21 protein-coding genes and 1 rRNA gene are annotated in these 17,298 nt (G+C 70.2%); 8 read left to right on the top strand and 14 right to left on the bottom strand.

Annotated features, from left to right (window positions below; translation table 11 throughout):
* Positions 1-2: 2 nt before the first annotated feature.
* The 4 genes from ABZX10_RS00110 to ABZX10_RS00095 form a co-directional block, all read right to left on the bottom strand.
* Positions 3-413 carry a hypothetical protein gene (locus tag ABZX10_RS00110; protein WP_355533124.1) on the bottom strand — a complete coding sequence of 137 codons (411 nt, stop codon included), beginning with the start codon at positions 411-413 and terminating at the stop codon, positions 3-5.
* A 94-nt stretch (positions 414-507) separates the two neighbouring features.
* A complete protein-coding gene (locus ABZX10_RS00105) occupies positions 508-1,674 on the bottom strand; it encodes a globin domain-containing protein (protein WP_355533120.1) in 1,167 nt (388 codons plus the stop codon).
* A gap of 96 nt (positions 1,675-1,770) precedes the next feature.
* Positions 1,771-2,577, bottom strand: a complete 807-nt coding sequence (locus ABZX10_RS00100) for an SDR family oxidoreductase (protein WP_355533117.1) — start codon at positions 2,575-2,577, stop codon at positions 1,771-1,773.
* Complete coding sequence (locus tag ABZX10_RS00095) at positions 2,570-4,288, bottom strand: FAD-binding dehydrogenase (RefSeq protein WP_355533114.1); 1,719 nt, start codon at positions 4,286-4,288, stop codon at positions 2,570-2,572. The genes ABZX10_RS00100 and ABZX10_RS00095 overlap by 8 nt, the downstream gene beginning before the upstream one ends.
* Positions 4,289-4,381: 93 nt before the next feature.
* On the opposite strand from ABZX10_RS00095, the gene ABZX10_RS00090 reads away from it, so the two are divergent.
* Entirely contained in the window at positions 4,382-4,966 is a 585-nt protein-coding gene (locus tag ABZX10_RS00090) for a helix-turn-helix domain-containing protein (protein WP_355533111.1), read from the top strand.
* Here ABZX10_RS00090 and ABZX10_RS00085 read toward each other — a convergent pair.
* Genes ABZX10_RS00085 through ABZX10_RS00075 form a run of 3 tightly spaced genes read right to left on the bottom strand, consistent with a single transcriptional unit; the run spans position 4,922 to position 7,875 of the window.
* Entirely contained in the window at positions 4,922-6,196 is a 1,275-nt protein-coding gene (locus ABZX10_RS00085; RefSeq protein WP_355533108.1) for an MFS transporter, read from the bottom strand. The genes ABZX10_RS00090 and ABZX10_RS00085 overlap by 45 nt on opposite strands.
* Positions 6,197-6,236: 40 nt before the next feature.
* Positions 6,237-7,130: a LysR family transcriptional regulator gene (locus ABZX10_RS00080; protein ID WP_355533105.1), complete on the bottom strand. Its 894-nt coding sequence runs from the start codon at positions 7,128-7,130 to the stop codon at positions 6,237-6,239.
* 22 nt (positions 7,131-7,152) lie between these two features.
* Entirely contained in the window at positions 7,153-7,875 is a 723-nt protein-coding gene (locus ABZX10_RS00075) for an SDR family oxidoreductase (protein ID WP_355533102.1), read from the bottom strand.
* Positions 7,876-8,012: 137 nt separating this feature from the next.
* Between ABZX10_RS00075 and ABZX10_RS00070 the strand changes: the two genes are divergently transcribed.
* Positions 8,013-9,008: an EamA family transporter gene (locus ABZX10_RS00070; RefSeq protein ID WP_355533099.1), complete on the top strand. Its 996-nt coding sequence runs from the start codon at positions 8,013-8,015 to the stop codon at positions 9,006-9,008.
* On the opposite strand, the gene ABZX10_RS00065 is transcribed toward ABZX10_RS00070, so the two are convergent.
* Positions 8,895-9,641, bottom strand: a complete 747-nt coding sequence (locus ABZX10_RS00065) for a class I SAM-dependent methyltransferase (RefSeq protein ID WP_355533096.1) — start codon at positions 9,639-9,641, stop codon at positions 8,895-8,897. The genes ABZX10_RS00070 and ABZX10_RS00065 overlap by 114 nt on opposite strands.
* A 28-nt stretch (positions 9,642-9,669) precedes the next feature.
* Here ABZX10_RS00065 and ABZX10_RS00060 point away from each other — a divergent pair, with 28 nt between their 5' ends.
* The 5 genes from ABZX10_RS00060 to ABZX10_RS00040 all read left to right on the top strand — a co-directional run bounded on the left by ABZX10_RS00060 (position 9,670) and on the right by ABZX10_RS00040 (position 13,019).
* Positions 9,670-10,911: a MurT ligase domain-containing protein gene (locus ABZX10_RS00060; protein WP_355533093.1), complete on the top strand. Its 1,242-nt coding sequence runs from the start codon at positions 9,670-9,672 to the stop codon at positions 10,909-10,911.
* A gap of 26 nt (positions 10,912-10,937) precedes the next feature.
* Complete coding sequence (locus ABZX10_RS00055; RefSeq protein ID WP_355534051.1) at positions 10,938-11,645, top strand: glutamine amidotransferase; 708 nt, start codon at positions 10,938-10,940, stop codon at positions 11,643-11,645.
* A 242-nt stretch (positions 11,646-11,887) separates the two neighbouring features.
* Positions 11,888-12,292 (top strand): hypothetical protein, encoded by a 405-nt coding sequence (locus ABZX10_RS00050; protein ID WP_355533090.1) that lies wholly within the window; start codon positions 11,888-11,890, stop codon positions 12,290-12,292.
* A gap of 29 nt (positions 12,293-12,321) precedes the next feature.
* A complete protein-coding gene (locus tag ABZX10_RS00045; RefSeq protein WP_355533087.1) occupies positions 12,322-12,612 on the top strand; it encodes a type II toxin-antitoxin system Phd/YefM family antitoxin in 291 nt (96 codons plus the stop codon).
* A complete protein-coding gene (locus tag ABZX10_RS00040; protein WP_355533084.1) occupies positions 12,609-13,019 on the top strand; it encodes a type II toxin-antitoxin system VapC family toxin in 411 nt (136 codons plus the stop codon). Before ABZX10_RS00045 ends, ABZX10_RS00040 begins: the two co-directional genes overlap by 4 nt.
* Here ABZX10_RS00040 and ABZX10_RS00035 read toward each other — a convergent pair whose 3' ends face one another.
* From ABZX10_RS00035 to ABZX10_RS00015, 5 genes are read right to left on the bottom strand one after another with little or no spacing between them, the layout of a single operon-like run.
* Positions 13,020-13,544 carry a methylated-DNA--[protein]-cysteine S-methyltransferase gene (locus tag ABZX10_RS00035; RefSeq protein WP_355533081.1) on the bottom strand — a complete coding sequence of 175 codons (525 nt, stop codon included), beginning with the start codon at positions 13,542-13,544 and terminating at the stop codon, positions 13,020-13,022. It abuts the gene before it with no gap.
* Positions 13,541-14,158: a DinB family protein gene (locus ABZX10_RS00030; protein WP_355533079.1), complete on the bottom strand. Its 618-nt coding sequence runs from the start codon at positions 14,156-14,158 to the stop codon at positions 13,541-13,543. Before ABZX10_RS00030 ends, ABZX10_RS00035 begins: the two co-directional genes overlap by 4 nt.
* Positions 14,159-14,192: 34 nt before the next feature.
* Positions 14,193-14,741 carry a hypothetical protein gene (locus ABZX10_RS00025; protein ID WP_355533076.1) on the bottom strand — a complete coding sequence of 183 codons (549 nt, stop codon included), beginning with the start codon at positions 14,739-14,741 and terminating at the stop codon, positions 14,193-14,195.
* A gap of 3 nt (positions 14,742-14,744) precedes the next feature.
* Entirely contained in the window at positions 14,745-15,392 is a 648-nt protein-coding gene (gene recR, locus ABZX10_RS00020) for a recombination mediator RecR (protein ID WP_355533074.1), read from the bottom strand.
* Between the two features lie 10 nt (positions 15,393-15,402).
* On the bottom strand, positions 15,403-15,711 hold the full coding sequence (locus ABZX10_RS00015) for a YbaB/EbfC family nucleoid-associated protein (RefSeq protein WP_168544980.1): 309 nt from the start codon (positions 15,709-15,711) through the stop codon (positions 15,403-15,405).
* Between the two features lie 93 nt (positions 15,712-15,804).
* Between ABZX10_RS00015 and ABZX10_RS00010 the strand changes: the two genes are divergently transcribed.
* Positions 15,805-16,647 carry an N-acetylmuramoyl-L-alanine amidase gene (locus ABZX10_RS00010; protein ID WP_355533070.1) on the top strand — a complete coding sequence of 281 codons (843 nt, stop codon included), beginning with the start codon at positions 15,805-15,807 and terminating at the stop codon, positions 16,645-16,647.
* Positions 16,648-17,013: 366 nt separating this feature from the next.
* Here ABZX10_RS00010 and rrf read toward each other — a convergent pair.
* Positions 17,014-17,130: ribosomal RNA gene (gene rrf / locus ABZX10_RS00005) — 5S ribosomal RNA — on the bottom strand.
* Positions 17,131-17,298 lie beyond the last annotated feature (168 nt).

The raw sequence follows: 17,298 nt of genomic DNA, 5'->3' as shown, positions 1-17,298 counted from the left end.
TGTCAGGTCGTCGGCGCGGTGTGCGCCTTCGAGGGCTTCACCGAGGCGCAGGCCGCGACCGCCTTGTCCCAGGTGTCCTGGGACACGCCTGCCGGCGGTCCCATTCGGCGCGCGCCGCCGCGCGGGTTCGCGGACGGCGTCCCCGATGGCTGGGCCCCCTCGCTCGGCGCGACGGTGCCGGAGGGCTTCGCGCCCTTGGCCGGGAAGACGACGCCGTTCTGCTCCAGACACTGCCGGTACGCGGCGTTGCGCACACCGGCGTGCTTCGACGGTGCCGCGCTGCTGCTCGCAGCAGCGGCGGTCGGCGAGGGGGTCGACGACTGCGCGCCGCAGGCGGCGACGGACACCAGGCTGAGGGCGCCGACAGCGGTGACTCCGCAGGCCAGGCCGATTCGGCGGGGCACGGTGCTCATGGGTACTTCCTTCGATCAGTGGACTGAGCCACCCACCGTCGACCGCCCGCCTGTCAGGCACCTGGGGGCCGCCCCCGACTCACCTGGGATTCGGTCATACCGACGGCGTGAACGCCTCGAACCACACGCGCTCCCGCGGTAGGCCCGCGACCTCGAGCTGATCGGCCGTCCCCGACATGAAGGGCAGCGGTCCGCACAGGTACGCGTTCGCATCGCCGGGGATCTCCACCCCGGACAGGTCGATGCGACCGCGGGACTCCCCCTCCGCCAACGGATAGCCGTCCGGGAGGTCGTCGTACCACGTGTGCAGCTCGGCACCCGGGATCCGGGCGACCAGCTCCGCGAGCTCGGTCCGGTGCGCATGCGTCGCTCGCGTGCGGTCGGCGTGCGCGACGACGACCCGCCGGCTGCCCTCCTCCTCCGCGAGGTGGTAGAGCATGCCGAGCACCGGCGTGATGCCGATGCCCGCCGACACCAGGACCAACGGCGTCGCCGGATCGCTGTCCAGCACGATATCGCCGAAGGGCGGGGAGACCTGCAGCTCGACCCCCTCGAACGCGTACTCGTGCAGGTGCGAGGACACCTCGCCGTCACGCCGGACCCCGACCCGCCACCGGCCCTCTCCGGCGCCGGAGAGACTGTACTGGCGGATCTGGCGGGCACCGTCGGGCAGGCGGACAGCGACCGAGATGTACTGTCCGGGAAGGAAGTCCGGAAGCGGAGCCCCGGACGGATCCGCCAGGACGAAGGCCACGGTGCGCGGGGTCTCCTGCTGCCGCTCCGCCACGACGACGGTGCGCCACACCGTTTCCGGCGTGATCGCGGCCGCCGCGTAGAGCCCCTGCTCGATGGCGATGAGCTCGTCGGCGAGCTGCCAGTACAGCGCCGTCCAGGCCTCGGCCACCGCCGGTGTGACAGCCGCCCCGAGCACCTCGGCGATGGCGCCGAACAGGTGCGCGTACACGACCGGGTACTGATCCGGCGCGACGCCCAGGGAGGCGTGCTTGTTCGCGACGCGTTCGAGCATGGTCCGCGCGGAGACCTCGTCGTCGACGACAGCGGTGGCGTACATCGCGATCGACGCTGCGAGCGAGCGCTGCTGCGCGCCCACTGCTTGGTTGCCCCGATTGAACAGGTCGCGTTCCAACTCGGGATGCGCAGCGAACAAGCGGCGGTAGAAGTTCGGGGTGATCTCGTCGATCGCGCCGCCGACGGCGGGCAGGGTGTCGCGGATGACGGAGCGCTGGGGTTCGGTGAGCATTGGGCATCGGTCCTCGGGCTGACAGAAAGGGCTACTACGACGTTATGTAGTAGTAGCCCTTCGCCGCCAGGGACGGATGTCCCGTGGCCCCGGGACCTATCGCTTGAGGCCGTGCCGACGGGCCACGATCGACGAGACGACCTCGACCGGCACCAGCCGCTTGAGCAGGAAGACCAGGGGCGCATTGCTGCCCACCGCGTAGAACTCGCGGGGTCGCTCCGCCTCGACCGCCTTGACGATGACCTCCGCCACCTGCGCCGGCATGATACCCGCCCGCTCGTTCGCGTCGAGGTTCTCGATCATCGTGTCGAAGTCGGTGCGGTACACGGAATCGTCCGCGACGTATTTGGTGCGACGCTCGCCGATGCCGGTGGCGATCGAACCCGGTTCGACGGTGGACACCCACACGCCGAACGGCGAGAGCTCCTGCCGCGCAGCCGAGGCGAAGCCCTTGAGGGCGGCCTTCGCAGCGACGTACGAGCCGCGGTACGCGAGAGGGAAACTCGCGAGCATCGACCCGACCATGATCACCCTGCCGTAGCTCCCCTCGCGCATCGCGGGCAGCAGGCGCTGGGTGAGCTGGACCGCACCGAAGACGTTCGTCTGGAACAGCCGGTCCACCGCGTCGGCGGGCAGTTCCTCGAGCGGCCCGGACTGACTCTCACCGGCGTTGTTGACCACGACATCGACGGCGCCGGCCGCGGCGGCGCACTCCGTGATCGATGCGCGGTCGGCCAGGTCCAGCGCCAGGTACTCGACACCGGAGATCCGCTTGTCGGCGGGGACCGTGTCGGGGTTCCGGCTGGTACCGAGCACCCGGTAACCCTTCTGCGCGAGCAGCTTCGCCGTCTCGTACCCGATGCCCGACGATGCCCCCGTCACCAGTGCCGTCCGCTCAGTCATGTCCGTTCCCCGTTCGTCCGCCGGTGGCGGCCGCCGCTGCGCGGCCCGCCGTCATCCCCGAGAATATGCACCCGCCGAGGAACGTGCCCTCCAGCGCGTTGTAGCCGTGCACCCCGCCGCCGCCGAACCCGGCGACCTCACCCGCGGCATACAGGCCGGGGACGGGCGCACCGTCGGTCCCGAGGACGCGCGCCTTCAGATCCGTCTCGAGCCCGCCCAGGGTCTTGCGGGAGAGAATGTTCAAGCGGACGGCGATGAGCGGCCCGTGCGCCGGGTCCAGGATGCGGTGCGGCTTCGCGACCCGCACCACCTTGTCGCCCAGGTAGTTCCGCGCGTTGTGCATCGCCTGCAGCTGGGCGTCCTTGCTGAAGGAGTTGGCGACCTCGCGGTCGCGCGCCTCGATCTGGCGACGGAGGTGGTCGAGGTCGACGTGCCCGCCGCGGCCGAGGCCGTTCATGCCTTCGACCAGTCCCTCGAGGGTGTCGGCCACGACGAAGTCCTCGCCGTGCTGCTTGAACGCCTCGACGGGGCCGGGCGCACCCTTCGACTTCACCCGGCCCAGAGCCAGTTTCAGGTCCTTCTCGGTGATGTCCGGGTTCTGCTCGGAGCCCGACAGTGCGAACTCCTTCTCGATGATCGACTCGGTGAGGACGAACCACGAGTAGTCGTAGCCGGTGTCGAGGATCGCCTTCATCGTCGAATTGGTATCGAAGCCGGGGAAGTTCGGAGCGGCGAAGCGGTTGCCGTTCGCGTCGAACCACAGCGACGACGGCCCGGGGATGATGCGGATCGCGTGGTTCGGCCAGATCGGGTCCCAGTTGTGGATGCCCTCCGTGTAGGCCCACACCCGGTCGCGGTTGACGATGTTCGCGCCCGCCTCCTCGGAGATCGCCAGCATGCGACCGTCGACGTGCGCCGGCACGCCCGCGATCATGTGCTCCGGGAAGGGGCCGAGCCGCTCCGTCGGCCAGTACTGCCGCATGAGCTCGAAGTTGTGTCCGATGCCACCGGAGGTGACGAGCACCGTCGGGGCACGGAACGCGAACTCCCCGATCACCTCCCGGCCGCTGGCGACGCCGCGGTCGAGGTCGGAGGGCTCCAGGACGGCGCCCCGCACGCCGACGATCGCGCCGTCGTCGTCGCGCAGCAATTCGTCGACCCGGTGCCGGAAGGCGAAGCGCACCAGGCCCTGCCGCTCCGCCCGCTCGACGGGCTCGCGGAACACGCGCACGACCTCGGGCCCGGTTCCCCAGGTGAGATGGAACCGCGGGACGGAATTGCCGTGTCCGTCGGCCGCGCCGCCGCCGCGCTCCGCCCAGCCGACCACGGGGGTGAAGCCGAGCCCGAGGCCCCGCAGGTAATCACGCTTGCGGTGCGTCGCGAACTCGACGTAGGCGCGGGCCCATCGCCTGGGCCAGTGGTCCTCGTCATCGCGGTCGAAGCCCGCGGAGCCCGTCCAGTCCTGCCACGCGAGGTCGAAGGAATCCTTGATGCCGAGGCGCCGCTGCTCGGGCGAATCGACCAGGAACAGCCCACCGAGACTCCAGAAGGCCTGGCCGCCGAGGTTGTTCCGGTTCTCCTGGTCGAGGATCAGCACCCGCCGGCCCACCCGGGACAGCTCGTACGCCGCGACGAGGCCGGCCAGGCCCGCCCCCACCACGATCGCGTCGGGCGCGAAGCCGGCCGGCCCCGTCGATGACTCCTCGGTCATGCGTCCACCTCTCGATACCCATAACTAGACTGGTTGTTCTATTTATCGCTAGCATGGCACGCATCACACCCCGCGTCAACGAGAGGACGAGCGATGGCCAAGGGCGAGCAGACCCGCGCCCGCAGCGTGGAGCGGTTCCTCGACGCGGGCCTGGACGTGTTCGCCGAACGCGGCTATCACGCTGCGTCGATGGACGAGATCTGCCGCCGCGCGGAGTTGTCCCGCGGCGCCTTCTACTCGAACTTCTCCGGCAAGGAGGCGCTGTTCCTCGCCCTCTTCGACCGGCACACCGAGCGACAGGTCGGACGCGTCGCCGCCGTGATCGACGGGGCCGAGTCACTGGACGACGCGATCGTGGCCGCAGCGATCGCCGCGGCCCCCGACGATCCGGAGGAGCGTCGCTGGGGACTGCTCTCCACCGAGTTCACCATCTTCGCCGCCCGCGACGAGACCGCCGCGGCACGGCTCACCGAGCGTGATCGCGCGATCCGGGACCGCCTGGCCCGCTCACTCGCCCGGTTCGTCCCGGAGACCGACGCCGCCTCGCTCGCCCGCTTCGCCATCGCGCTCTACGAGGGCGCACAGCTCACCCACCTGGTCGACGGGGACTCGGCCGCGGCCCGGGAACTGCTCCTACGCTTCCTGCCCGCCGGGCTGCACACCGTCGCCGAACGCTGACGGCGCACCCACCGACCTGTCGCCGCCGGCGACGAGCCCGCACAGCAGGAGCGGTATCAGGAGGATCAGCAGGCTGATCAGCGGCAGGGTCCAGTTCCCGTGCACACCGTGCAGCACTCCCACGAGCATCGGTCCCCACGCGGCGAGCAGGTAGCCGACCGTCTGCGACATCGCCGACAGCGAGACCGCCTCGGCGGTGGTCGCCGCGCGCAGGTTCATCATCGTCACCGCCAGGGAGATCATCGCGCCCAAGCCGAAGCCGACGAAGACGTTCGCGACCCAGGCCCCGATTCCGTTCCCGAACGCGAGGACACCGAAGACCCCGATCCCCTGGAGCGCCACGGCCGCCACCGCGACGATCCGCTGCTCCCTACGCCCGGCCGCGCACTGCGGAAAGGTCAGCGCAGTCAGCACACTGAGCAGCCCGCCGATGGCGAGCATCGCTCCGGAGGTCTCCGCGGACAGCCCGCGGTCGCGGTAGATCGTGGGGATCCACCCGATCAGGGCGTAGGCCAGAAGCGATTGGAGACCCATGAAGCCGGTCACGGCCCAGGCGACGGGACTGCGGAGCACCGTCCGGACGGCACCGGGAGCGTCGGCACCGTCGGGCTCCGGGACGTTCCGGCGGAACCGGAGGTACCGCACCGTCACCACGGCCAGCAGGAGGACCGCGACGAGCGCGGGGACCGCCCAGAGTGCCAACGCGCCCCGCCAGCTGCCGCCGAGCGCGGTGGCGCCGGGCACCGTCAGGGCGGAGGCGAACCCGGTCGAGACGCAGACCATCGCAGTGAACAGGCCGGTCATGAGGCCGATCCGGTGTGGGAAGAAGATCCGCACGAGAACGGGACCGAGTACGTTGCCCACGGCGATCCCCGCGCCGGCCAGCATCGTCCCGCCGAGCAGCACGGGACAGCTCGGCAGGATCCGCAGCGCGCTGCCGACGGCGATCATCGCGAGCGCCACCGCCGCCACCAGCGGCGCGGTGTACCGGCGAGCCAGGCGGGGCGTCGCCGCCGAGAACAGGCCGAGGCACAGGACCGGGCCGGTGGTGAGCAGCGCGACCTCGGCGCCGCTCAGCCCGTAGGCGTCGCGGATCTCGGCGAGCACCGCCGACGAGCTGCCGAAGATCAGCCGCAGGCAGACCCCCATCACGATGAGGGCGGCAGCGCAGGTAAGGACGCCGACGGCCCGCAGGGCGGCGGGAGCTGCGGAATCCGGGCGGGCGGTCACCCCTGAAATCATGGGATGTATTCGTCTCGGCGTCAATCGCTCACGGCTGGACCGCGGCGACCTCCTCGTCGAGTGCCCGCAGGACTGCGGCGACGGCGGGGCGACGCTCGGCGCCGGGCCGAATCGCGACCTCGAGGATGCGGGCGGCGAGCACGCCGACGATCTCCAGCCCGCGGACGCCCGGATGGGTCACGGCATGCCGGGCGACGAGCGCCACGCCGAGATCGGCGGCCACCATCGCCTGGATGGTGTGGAAGTCGTTGATCCGCTGGACCACCCGCGGTTGTACGCCCGTGATGGTCGCGAGCGAGCGGAGGACGTCGTCGACGGGGAACCCGTCGTTCACGCTGATCCAGTCGAGATCCGCGAGCTGCGCAGCGTCCACCCGACCCGCGGCCGCGAGCGGGTGGTCGAGGGGCACGACCAGGTCGATCGGCTCGCGCATCAGGACGCGAGAGGCGATCCGGGGCCCGCCCAGCGGGGCAGCCCGCTCGTCGCGGTGGGCGACCACGACGTCCGCGTCGGCGAGCATCGCCGGCAGCTCCGTCCCCGGCAGGTCGACGTCCGCGGCCGCCACCCGGACGCCGGCGGCCGCGGTCCGGCGCAGCACTCCCGGCAGCAGGAGTTCGGCGGCGGACGGGAACAAGGTCAGCCGGACCACGCCGACCGGCGTCGAACGGTAGCGATCCATCTCGGCCCGGGCCCGATCGAGTTCGCCCAGCACCGATTCCGCGCGCACGACCAACGCGAGCCCGGCATCGGTGAGCCGCACGCGCCGGCCGTCGGGCTCGAGCAGATCCACCCCGGCTTCCCGGGCGAGCACCTTGAGCTGCTGCGACACCGCCGACGGGGTCATGTCCATCGCCCGCGCCGTCGCGGCGACCGTGCCGCGGTCGGCGAGCTCGCGCAGGATCCGCAGGCGGTGGACGTCCATGCGCAGTGAGCGTACGCGCGGCTCAGCGCAGGGCGTATCCACCGTCGACGTACAGCGTCGAGCCCGTGGTGTACGTGTTCGTGAACAGGTGGACGACCGCGGCGGCGATCTCGTCCTCGGTTCCGGGCCTGCCGAGTACCGCCTCGCGGCGGATGTGCGCGAACGCCGCGTCCCGGGCCTCATCGGGCCGCCCCGCCCACAGGTTCCCGTCGACGGTGCCCGGCGCGACCGCGGTGACCCGCACCGGCGCCAGCTCCACGGCCAGGCCGCGCGCGAGCCCCTCGATCGCGGCGTTCGCGGCGATATAGGGCGCCGCCGGACCCGCGGGCCGAACGCTGGCGGCGCCGGAGACGAGGACGACCGCGGCGTCGGCGGTGAGCCTCGGTAAGGCCGCCTTGACCACGCGGTACTGGCCCCAGAACTTCGACTCGAACGGGCTGCGCGCGGCGTCGGGGTCGAGATCCTTGAAGGTACCCACCGTGTAGGTGGCCGCGGTCGTCAACAGGGCGTCCACCTCGTCGATGTCCGCGAAGAAGTCCTCCACGGACGCGGGATCCGCGGTGTCGACGGTCCGCGCCCGGGCGGCGGGCCCGAGCTCGGCGACGGCACCGTCGAGCCGCTCCCGCGAGCGGCCGCCCAGGACGACCCGGGCACCGTCGGCGATCACGCGCCGGGCGACGGCGAGGCCGATTCCGCTGCCTCCCCCGATGAGGACGACGGTGCGATCGCGCAGTTCGAAGGTCATTCCGCGACGCTAGCCGCGACTCGGGGCGGGAGGCAGGCATGCACGCCGCATGATTCCAAGTCCGTGTAGCACGACTACATGGTTGATCAAGAAGTATTCGATTGTGCTTCCGCTCGCCCGCCGGGACAGTGGAAGCCATGAGCCCCCGTGATCGCCTCGTCGCCCTCACCGTCGTCGTGCTGTGGGGACTGAACTTCCTGGCGATCCGCTACGGCCTGGACTACTTCCCACCTCTGTTCCTGGGCGCCCTGCGCTTCCTCGTGCTCGCGATCCCCGTCCTGCTGTTCGTGCGGCCGCCGAAGGGCCCCGTGAAGTGGCTCGTGCTCTACGGCCTCGGCTCGGGCACCTTCCAGTTCGGGCTGCTGTTCACCGCCATGCACATCGGCATGCCCACGGGGCTGGCCTCCCTCGTGTTGCAGTCGTCGGCACCGTTCACCGTGCTGCTCGGCGCGGCCCTGCTGCACGAGAAGCTGACCATCCGACAGGTCGCGGGAATCGGGATCGCCGTCGTCGGCATGGTGCTGATCATCGCCGACCGCGCCGACGCCGCGTCCGGGGTCGGCGTGCTCGGCGTCGTCCTCACCCTCTTGGGCGGCCTGAGCTGGGCGTTCGGCAACATCGGACAGCGGCTCGCGGCGCCGTCGGAGCCCTTCCGGTTCACCCTGTGGATGTCGGTCATCCCGCCCCTGCCCATGCTGGCGCTCAGCGCCGCGGTCGAGGGACCCACCACGGGCTGGAAGGCCCTGGCGCACAGCCTCGACGGTGCGTCGGGTCGCCTCGCACTCCTGGGCGTTGCGTACATCGCGCTCATGAGCACCGTCGTCGGATACGGGCTGTGGGGCGCGCTGATGGCCCGCTACCCCGCGTCGACCGTGGCGCCGGCGACGCTCCTGGTCCCCGTCGTCGGTATCGCGGCGAGCGCGGTCGTGCTCGGCGAGCACCCGACGGCTCTCGCCCTGGCCGGCGCCGCCATCGTCATCGCCGGATGCCTGCTCGGGATGCTGCGCAAGCCCGCTCCGCTACCGGGTGGCGATGAGGGCGGTCGTGCCGGCGGTGAGCTCGACGTCACGATCGCCGATGACCTCGGCGAGCGCGGCGCGCAGGGCGGACCGGCGATCGCCCGGCAGGGTTGAGTGCGACGAGTACGTGAAGACGAGGTCGAGCCACCGCTCCTTGGGCTGCGTCTCGGTCCAGTCGTCCTCACGCTCGGTCACGGTGAAGCCCGCGTCCTCGAATCTCTTCGTCAGCGCGGCCATCCTGAACATCTGGTCGTGCGGGGTACCCGCGCCGGCGGCCTCGACGTTCACGTAGTCGCTGCTCGCGGCGCGGAGGTCGTCGTTGGGCGGTGACGTCGGCCGGAGCTTGTTCCACAGCAGGACCACGCGCCCGCCCGGGTTGAGCAACTCCAGGAAGCGTGGGATCGCACGGTCCGCGTCCACCCAGTGGAAGGACTGCCCGAACGTGATGAGGTCGAAGGTGCGGCCGCGGTCGTCCCACTCCTCGAAGGTGGCGACCTCGGCCGGCACGCCGGTGGTCCGCGCGAGGGCGGCCATGGCACCGTCGGGCTCCACGGCCAGGACGTCCATGCCCCGGTCCCGCAGTTGGCGGGCGAGGATCCCCGTCCCGGCGCCGACGTCGAGGGCCGAACCGCCCGTCGCGATCGCGTCGAGGGTCACCTCGCTGTACCGGGGCCGGAGCCGGTCGTAGTCCTCCGCGATCGCTCCGAACGACAGTGCCCGTCGCCGGTCCTCGTGCAGTTCAGCCATGCAACCACCTTGCCCTATCCTGGACCGCATGCCCGGACTCCCCCTCCGCGCCCGCGCGGCGCTGCTCGCCGCCCGATCCGCAGCCTGGGCGTCGCAGCGCGCCGGGCGCGGCAAGGGCTCGATGATCGGCGGTCTCGTCGCGCTCAAGATCGAGCCGAACCTCATGGCCCGGCTGGCCGACGACAAGCGGACCGTCGTCGTGACCGGAACCAACGGCAAGTCGACCACCACGCGGATGACCGCAGCCGCGCTCGCCACCACGGGCAGCGCCGTCGCCACGCAGGCCGACGGGGCCAACATGGACGCCGGCATCGTCGCCGCCCTCACGGCGCACCAGGGCGCGCCGCTCGCCGCGCTCGAGGTCGACGAGCTGCATGTGCCGCACGTGCTCGACGCGACGGCCGCCGAGGCACTCGTGCTACTCAATCTCTCCCGCGACCAGCTGGACCGGGTGGGCGAGATCAACGCCATCGAGCGCCGCCTGCGCGCGGGCGTCAACGCCCACCCCGAGTTGACGGTCATCGCCAACTGCGACGACGTGCTCGTCACCTCCGTCGCCTACGACGCGAAGAAGGTCGTGTGGGTCGCCGCCGGGGCGGGATGGACCAGCGACTCCACATCCTGCCCACGCTCGGGCGAGCCGATCGTCCGCGACGGGGACCACTGGTATTCGACGGGGACCGATTTCTCCCGTCCGGAGCCCGACTGGTGGGTGGACGAGACGGACATCCACGGGCCGGACGGCTTCGTCGCTCCGCTGGTGCTGGCGCTGCCCGGCCGGGCGAATCGCGGCAACGCCGCGCAGGCCGTCGCCGCTGCCGTCGCGATGGGTGCGGACCCGCTCGAGGCGGTCCGGGCCGTGGGCACGGTCGGGGAGGTCGCCGGACGGTACTCGACCGTCACCGTCGGTGAGCACACCGTGCGGATGCTACTCGCCAAGAACCCCGCCGGCTGGCAGGAGGCCATGTCGATGATCGACGGCACTGCCGAGGGCCTGGTGATCGCGGTGAACGGACAGGTGCCCGACGGCGAGGACCTGTCCTGGCTGTGGGACGTGCAGTTCGAGCGGTTCGAGAACGGCGAGGTCGTGGCGTCCGGCGAGCGCGGGGCCGACCTCGCGGTGCGGCTGACCTACGCCGGCGCCGAGCACACCCTGGTCCCGGATCCGTTGGCCGCCATCGCCTCCTGCCCTCCCGGGCGCGTGGAGGTGCTCGCGAACTACACGGCGTTCCGCGACTTGAACACGGCATTGGAAGGGCGGGGCGCGTGATCGATTTCTCCGGATCCGAGACCCGGATCACCGAGTCCACCTTGGTGATCGGCCTCGTACTCCCCGACGTGATGGGCACCTACGGCGACGGCGGCAACGCGCTCGTGCTGCGACAACGCGCGCGGCTGCGCGGCATCGACGCCGAGGTCCTGCCGATCACGCTGTCCGATCCGGTGCCCGCGTCGTGCGACGTCTACACCCTCGGCGGCGCCGAGGACAACGCGCAGCGACTCGCGACCCGGCACATGACCCGCTACCCCGGCCTCCAGGAGGCGGCCGCGAAAGGTGTTCCAGTACTGGCGATCTGCGCCGCGATCCAGGTGTTCGGTCACTGGTACGAGACCTCCGAGGGGGAGCGCGTCGAGGGCATCTCACTGTTCGATCTGACCACGACGCCGCAGGAGAAGCGCGCCATCGGCGAGGTGGAGGGTGTCCCGCTGATCGAGGGCCTCACCCAGCCGCTGACCGGTTTCGAGAATCACCGCGGCGGTTCGGCATTGGGCCCCGAGGCCGCACCCTTGCAGCGCGTGGTCCGGGGCACGGGCAACGGCGCGGGAGTGGCGGTCGACGGGGTGGTGCAGGGCAGTGTGCTCGGCACCTACATGCACGGCCCGGCACTGGCCCGGAACCCCGAGCTGGCGGACTACCTGATCTCCCGCGCGACCGGGCGGCCGCTCGAGCCCCTGGACCTGCCGGACGTGGAACTGCTGCGCCGCGAGCGCCTGCGGAAGTAGGCGTTCAGGCACGCTTCGGCGGGCACAATCGGACGGAGCGCGCCGAGGAGGAAGGTGTCTCCGCGAAAGCCATGCACGGGACGCACGGCTGCATCATCCCTGTTCAAAACGCATTTTCGCTCCCGCTTCTATGCGTGTGGCGCACCGCCTCGGGTCGAATCTGAAGAGTACGGCGCGTGTGAGAGAACTTGTCAGTGTGTCGTTCTAGCCTGTCCCCGTCATCGATAGTTCGGGGGGACATCATGAGCAGGACGAGCAAGCAGCGCCGGGACGCAAAGAAGAAGCGGAATCGGGGAGCGCCGAAGCCGCCGAGGAAGAATACGCGGGCAGCGACGCCTACGATCCCCTTCGACGGATCGATGTCGAACCACACGCCGACCTCTGACGCAGCTGATCCGGCCTCACGGAATCGCATGGACGCGAGGGACGCCCGGCTCGCCACGCTGTTGCGATTCCTCTACGCCCGCGTCGAAGACTCCCTCTACGAGGCGATGTGCGAGTTGTACGAAGTCCTGTGCCCCGACGACGACCCGTCCATCATCTATGAGCTGACTGTTCCGGAGACAGCGGTCGCTGAAGTGGCAGTGGAGATCATCCGCGTCAGCGCTGGCGGGTGGCCTGACGAGCCGAGAACGAGCGCGGCATGAGTAGCACAATCGGTGCTACATTTGAGAGCATGGAGCAGATCGGGGTCCGCGAACTGCGGCAACACGCCTCGAAGTACCTCGCGCGCGTGGCGGCGGGCGAGGAGATCGAGGTGACCAACCACGGCAAATTGGTTGCCCGGTTGGTTCCTGTCAGCGAGAAGGAGCGCCAGTACCGCGAGCTGGTCGCCGCAGGGAGGATTATCCCCGCCAAGCGGCCGCTTGACCTCGAGAAAATCACAGCCATGCGGAACGCACGAAGGCCTCGGAAGCCCGGGGAGAAGTCTGCCTCGGAAATCCTCGAAGAGATGAGGAACGAGTGAACTACCTCGACACCTCCGCCTTGATCAAGCTGCTGGCGCCCGAGAGCGAATCAGAAGCACTCACGATCTGGATGGCTCAGCAGGCAGACGAAGGCACATCGATCGGCACCAGTGTGATCGGACGGATCGAACTCGCCCGTGTCTCAGCGCGAATGGATGACCCTGACGCGGTTTCCCAGGCTCGATACATCGGCGAGCAGGCGGAGACAGTTCCGCTGACCGAAGAGACCACCCTGCTCGCCGAAACGATCGGTCCACCACACCTTCGATCGCTCGATGCCATCCATTTAGCGTCAGCTGTGAGCCTGCGAGAGCAGATCACGACGTTTGTCAGCTACGACAGGCGCCTTCGCGACGCCGCGAAAGCGGAGGGGCTCACCGTCGTCTCACCGGGGGCGGAGGAGTAGTCACCAGAGCCCGAGCACGGCCTGTTCGGTGGAGAGCAGGCGCATCTTGGTGGTCACGCCGCCGCCGGCGGAGAAGCCGCCGGTGCGGCCGTTCGCCGCGGTGACGCGGTGGCAGGGCACCACGGGCGGGTAGGGGTTCTCGCCCAGCGCTCGCCCGACAGCCCGTGCAGAGCCGGGAAGTCCTATCTCCGTGGCGATCTCACCGTAGGTGCGGGTACTGCCTGGCGGGATGCGACGGGCGACCTCGTAGACGGCGCGTTGGAAATCGGTGAGGCCCTGCATGTCCAGCTGCACCCACGCCAGGTCGTCGTCGAGGTTCGCGCCTGAGACCAGGTCAACGATCGCGGCGATCACTCGCCCGACCTCGACGGGCGGCTCGCACGGACCCGCTCCCGCGCCGAGATGTCGGGCCGTCGCCTCATCGGACGCCTCCGGCAACCGCACGGCGGTGACGGCACCGTCGGCGCCCCAGGCGATCCCGCACCGCCCGACGGCGGTGTCGAAGAGCACGTACCCGGCGGTCACGCCTCCTCCTGTGTCTTCGACACCGCGGCCCGGGCGGCAGCCTCGACGCGGGCGCGGTGGGCCGGCCAGTCGTACGCCTGTGGCAGGTTGGAGTTGTCGGCCTGCAGCCCGGCGGCACCGTCGATCAGCTCGCGGAGGATATCGGCCTGGCCGGCGTGCCGATCGAGGTCGTAGAGCGTGTGCACGGCGAGCCGATGCAGAGTGACGCGGCGACCGGGTTCGCCCCACCACGGTACGACGCCGACGGTGTCGAGCGGAAGTTCCGCCAACGTCGCCGTCGCGTGGGCACGGGACTGCGCGAACAGGTCGAGAACCGCCGCGGCCGACTCGTCGGCGCGCACCCACAGGTCGTCGTTCGGGTCGGCCCCGGGCGCGAGCGGATCCGGGAGGTGCGGGTGAGCGAACGGGCGGCCGAAACAGCCGCCGAGATAGCCGGAATCGACCATCGCGCAATGCTTGATCAGCCCGAGCAGATTCGTACCGGTGGGCGTCAGAGGGCGCCGCAGGTCGTACTCGCCGAGCCCCTCGAGTTTCCACAGCAGCGAGTCCCGAGCACGGTCCAGATACAGCTGAAGATCCGCGGTGAGCGCACCGTCGAGTGCGGGAACGTCCATACCTGCGACCATCCCACAGAACACCGACAGGTTTCTACGTCGCCATCGCCCGGGACTCGACGATCGTGCAGCGCTCCCGCGTACCGTCGACCGCGAACCAACCGCGCTCGAATTCCTGCCAGCGCGCAAGTTCCGCGCGTGCCTCCTCGCCGTCGCGCGCGACGGCGCGCTCGAGCCGCTCCTGCGCGGTGCCGCCGTCGAGCCACAGTGCCAGCGAGATCCGGTCGGCGAAGGCACGGCGTGCACTGGAGACGCCCTCGATCACGATGAGCGGGGCCCACGGCAGGCGCAGTTCCTCGCCTGGCGCGGGGACGCCTTCCCGCCAGACCATCGGGCGGTAGAAGGCGTCGCGGCCGCGCACCAGCGGGTCGATCACGTCGGCGACGAGCTGCGGCCACCACGACACCGGGTCGTCCCAGGTCGCGTAGTGGTCCGTGCGCACGAGGGCGACGCGGGCACCGTCGGCCCGGAGATCGTCGACGAGACGCTGGGCGTAGGTCGATTTGCCGGCCCCGGACGGCCCGTCGACGGCGACGATGCCCTCGGGCGCGCCCAGCCGGGCCAGCACGTCAGCGGCGTTCACGGGTCAGCTCGGCGGCGTCTCTTCGAGCACGCGGGGCGGCTCGGCGAGGGTACGACGTCCGCTCATCGCCCGGCCGAGAGTCAGCTCGTCCGCGAACTCGAGCTCGGCGCCCATGGGCAGACCTGCAGCGGGGCGGGTCACACTCAGGCCCGGGAAGTCCTTGAGCATCCGGACCAGGAACGCCGCGGTGGCCTCGCCTTCGGTGTTGGGATCGGTGGCGATGATGACCTCGCCCACATCGACGCCGTCGACCGCGGTGCCGAGCCGCACGAGCAACTCGCGGATCCGCAGCTTGTCCGGTCCGATGCCCTTGATCGGGTTCAGCGCGCCGCCCAGAACGTGGTAGAGCCCGCGGTACTCGCGGGTGCGCTCCACAGCTTGGACGTCCTTCGCCTCCTCCACCACACAGATCTTCGAGGCGTCACGCCGCGGATCCGAGCAGATCCGGCAGCGCGTCTCCGCCGACACATTGCCGCACACCTCGCAGTAGCGCACGTCATTGCGCACCCGGACGAGAGCGTTGGTGAGCCGATCGATGTCGGTGGGCTGCACCCCCAGGAGGTGGAACGCGATGCGCTGGGCGCCGCGCGGCCCCACCCCCGGGAGCTTGGCCAGCTCGTCGATCAGCTCCTGAACGGGTCCTTCGTACACGTGCCGACCGTCAGAAGGGCAGGCCGCCGGCCAGCGGCCCCATCTTCTGCTGCGCGACGGCGGCGGTGTTGTTCTGCAGGTCGGTCAGCGCACCCAGGACCAGATCCTGCAGGGTCTCGACGTCGTCCGCATCGACCACCTTGGGGTCGATGGTCACGGACGTCACCTGGCCGTCGCCGGTGCCGGCGACCTTGACGAGGCCGCCGCCGGCCTGCCCCTCGACGGTGGTCACCGCGAGTTCCTGCTGCGCCGCCATGAGCTGCTGCTGCATCGCGCCGACCTGGGCCATCAGGTCTTCCATCGAGCCTCCGGGCTGCATGCTTGTCTCCCTACGCCGGTCTCGCGACCCGCTATGTCCGATTCGTGTTACTCGTGATACCACTGTGCCGGCTGGGGCGGTACAGTGCGTTCTGTGAAGAACCGCCGTTCCGCCCTCCTGGCCGCGACCATGATCCCCGCGCTGGTCCTACCCGGCTGCACCATCGGTGACGCCGGACAGCGACGGGACGCGGCCGCTCCCTCCAGACTATCGTCCGACGGGCCGGCACTCGTGAACAACGCGGCGCCGCTCGGTGCGGGCGCGTTGAGCGGCAAGAAGATCTTCGTCGATCCCGGCCACAACGGCGCCAACGACGCATCGATCGACAAGCAGGTATCCACCGGACGCGGCGGTACGAAGCCCTGCCAGACCACGGGCACGACCAGTGTGAACGGCGTTCCCGAGCACACCTTCAACTACGCGGTCGCCTACAAGCTCTATCAGGTGCTCACCGCCGCGGGCGCGCAGGTGATGCTCTCGCGCAACGACGACACGTCCGTCGGGCCGTGCATCGACGCCCGGGCCGAGGCCGCGAACAAGTGGGGCGCCGACGCCGCTGTGAGCATCCACGCCGACGGTTCCGCGGCGGGCAATCGCGGGTTTCACGTGAATCTGTCCTCGCCCCCACTGAACCCGGTCCAGCAGAATGCCGACCCGGTCTACGCGAAGGCGATGGTCGCCGCGCTCACGTCCGGGGGCTTCACCCCCGCCACCTACATCGGATCGGGCGGTCTGTACCCGCGTTCGGACCTCGCGGGGCTCAACTTGTCGACGGTGCCGTCCGTCCTGGTCGAAGCGGGCAACATGCGCGATGCGTCCGACGCCGCCGTCCTCGAGTCGGCCGCCGGCCAGCAGCGGTTGGCCGATGCCATCGCTGCGGGTCTCGCGTCCTACCTCGGGGGCGCGGCGACCTCGGCCTCCCCCGCCACGCGGTAGCGAGAAGGATTCACGCCCGCCTGCGCCGTGCCGCGCGGGGCGCTGTGGTTCTTCGCGTTCTTCACGCCGGCCGCGGTAGTCCTCAGTGGGTTGAAGCTCGCGTTCGCCGCGCCAGTCGCCGACCAGAGCACCGTCCTCACCATCGATCCCGCCACGCCGGCGCGGTTCAATAGCGGCCACATCGTGGTCAACTTCGTCGGCAGCAGCGCGGCTACCGCCACCGGACCCGAGTCGGGTCATTCGGCCCCACACGATCCGAGCTCAGAGCAACGTGATCGGCGGCTTCTTCCGGATACGGCCAAGCCCTCGGAGGCGGGAGCGTTTCCGCTCACCGGCCTCCGAGGGCTCGTCCTGTATCTAATTTTAGTCCGGCGGTGTCCTACTCTCCCACACCCTCACGAGTGCAGTACCATCGGCGCTGAAGGGCTTAGCTTCCGGGTTCGGAATGGAGCCGGGCGTTTCCCCTTCGCTATGGCCGCCGTAACACTGCGAAACAACACGTGTGCTGTCTCAGACATTGCATAGTGGACGCGAACCAGCCTCAACTGGTTTCTGTTGTTGTTACACGCTTTCACCTGTGAGCTGCTGCTCGTTTTGGCGAATGTTATGTGTGTGGTAAGCCCTCGACCGATTAGTACCAGTCACCTGCAC

The sequence above is a fragment of the Tsukamurella sp. NPDC003166 genome (genome assembly GCF_040611135.1).
GTDB lineage: Bacteria > Actinomycetota > Actinomycetes > Mycobacteriales > Mycobacteriaceae > Tsukamurella.
This window is presented reverse-complemented; position numbering and strand designations above follow the sequence as displayed.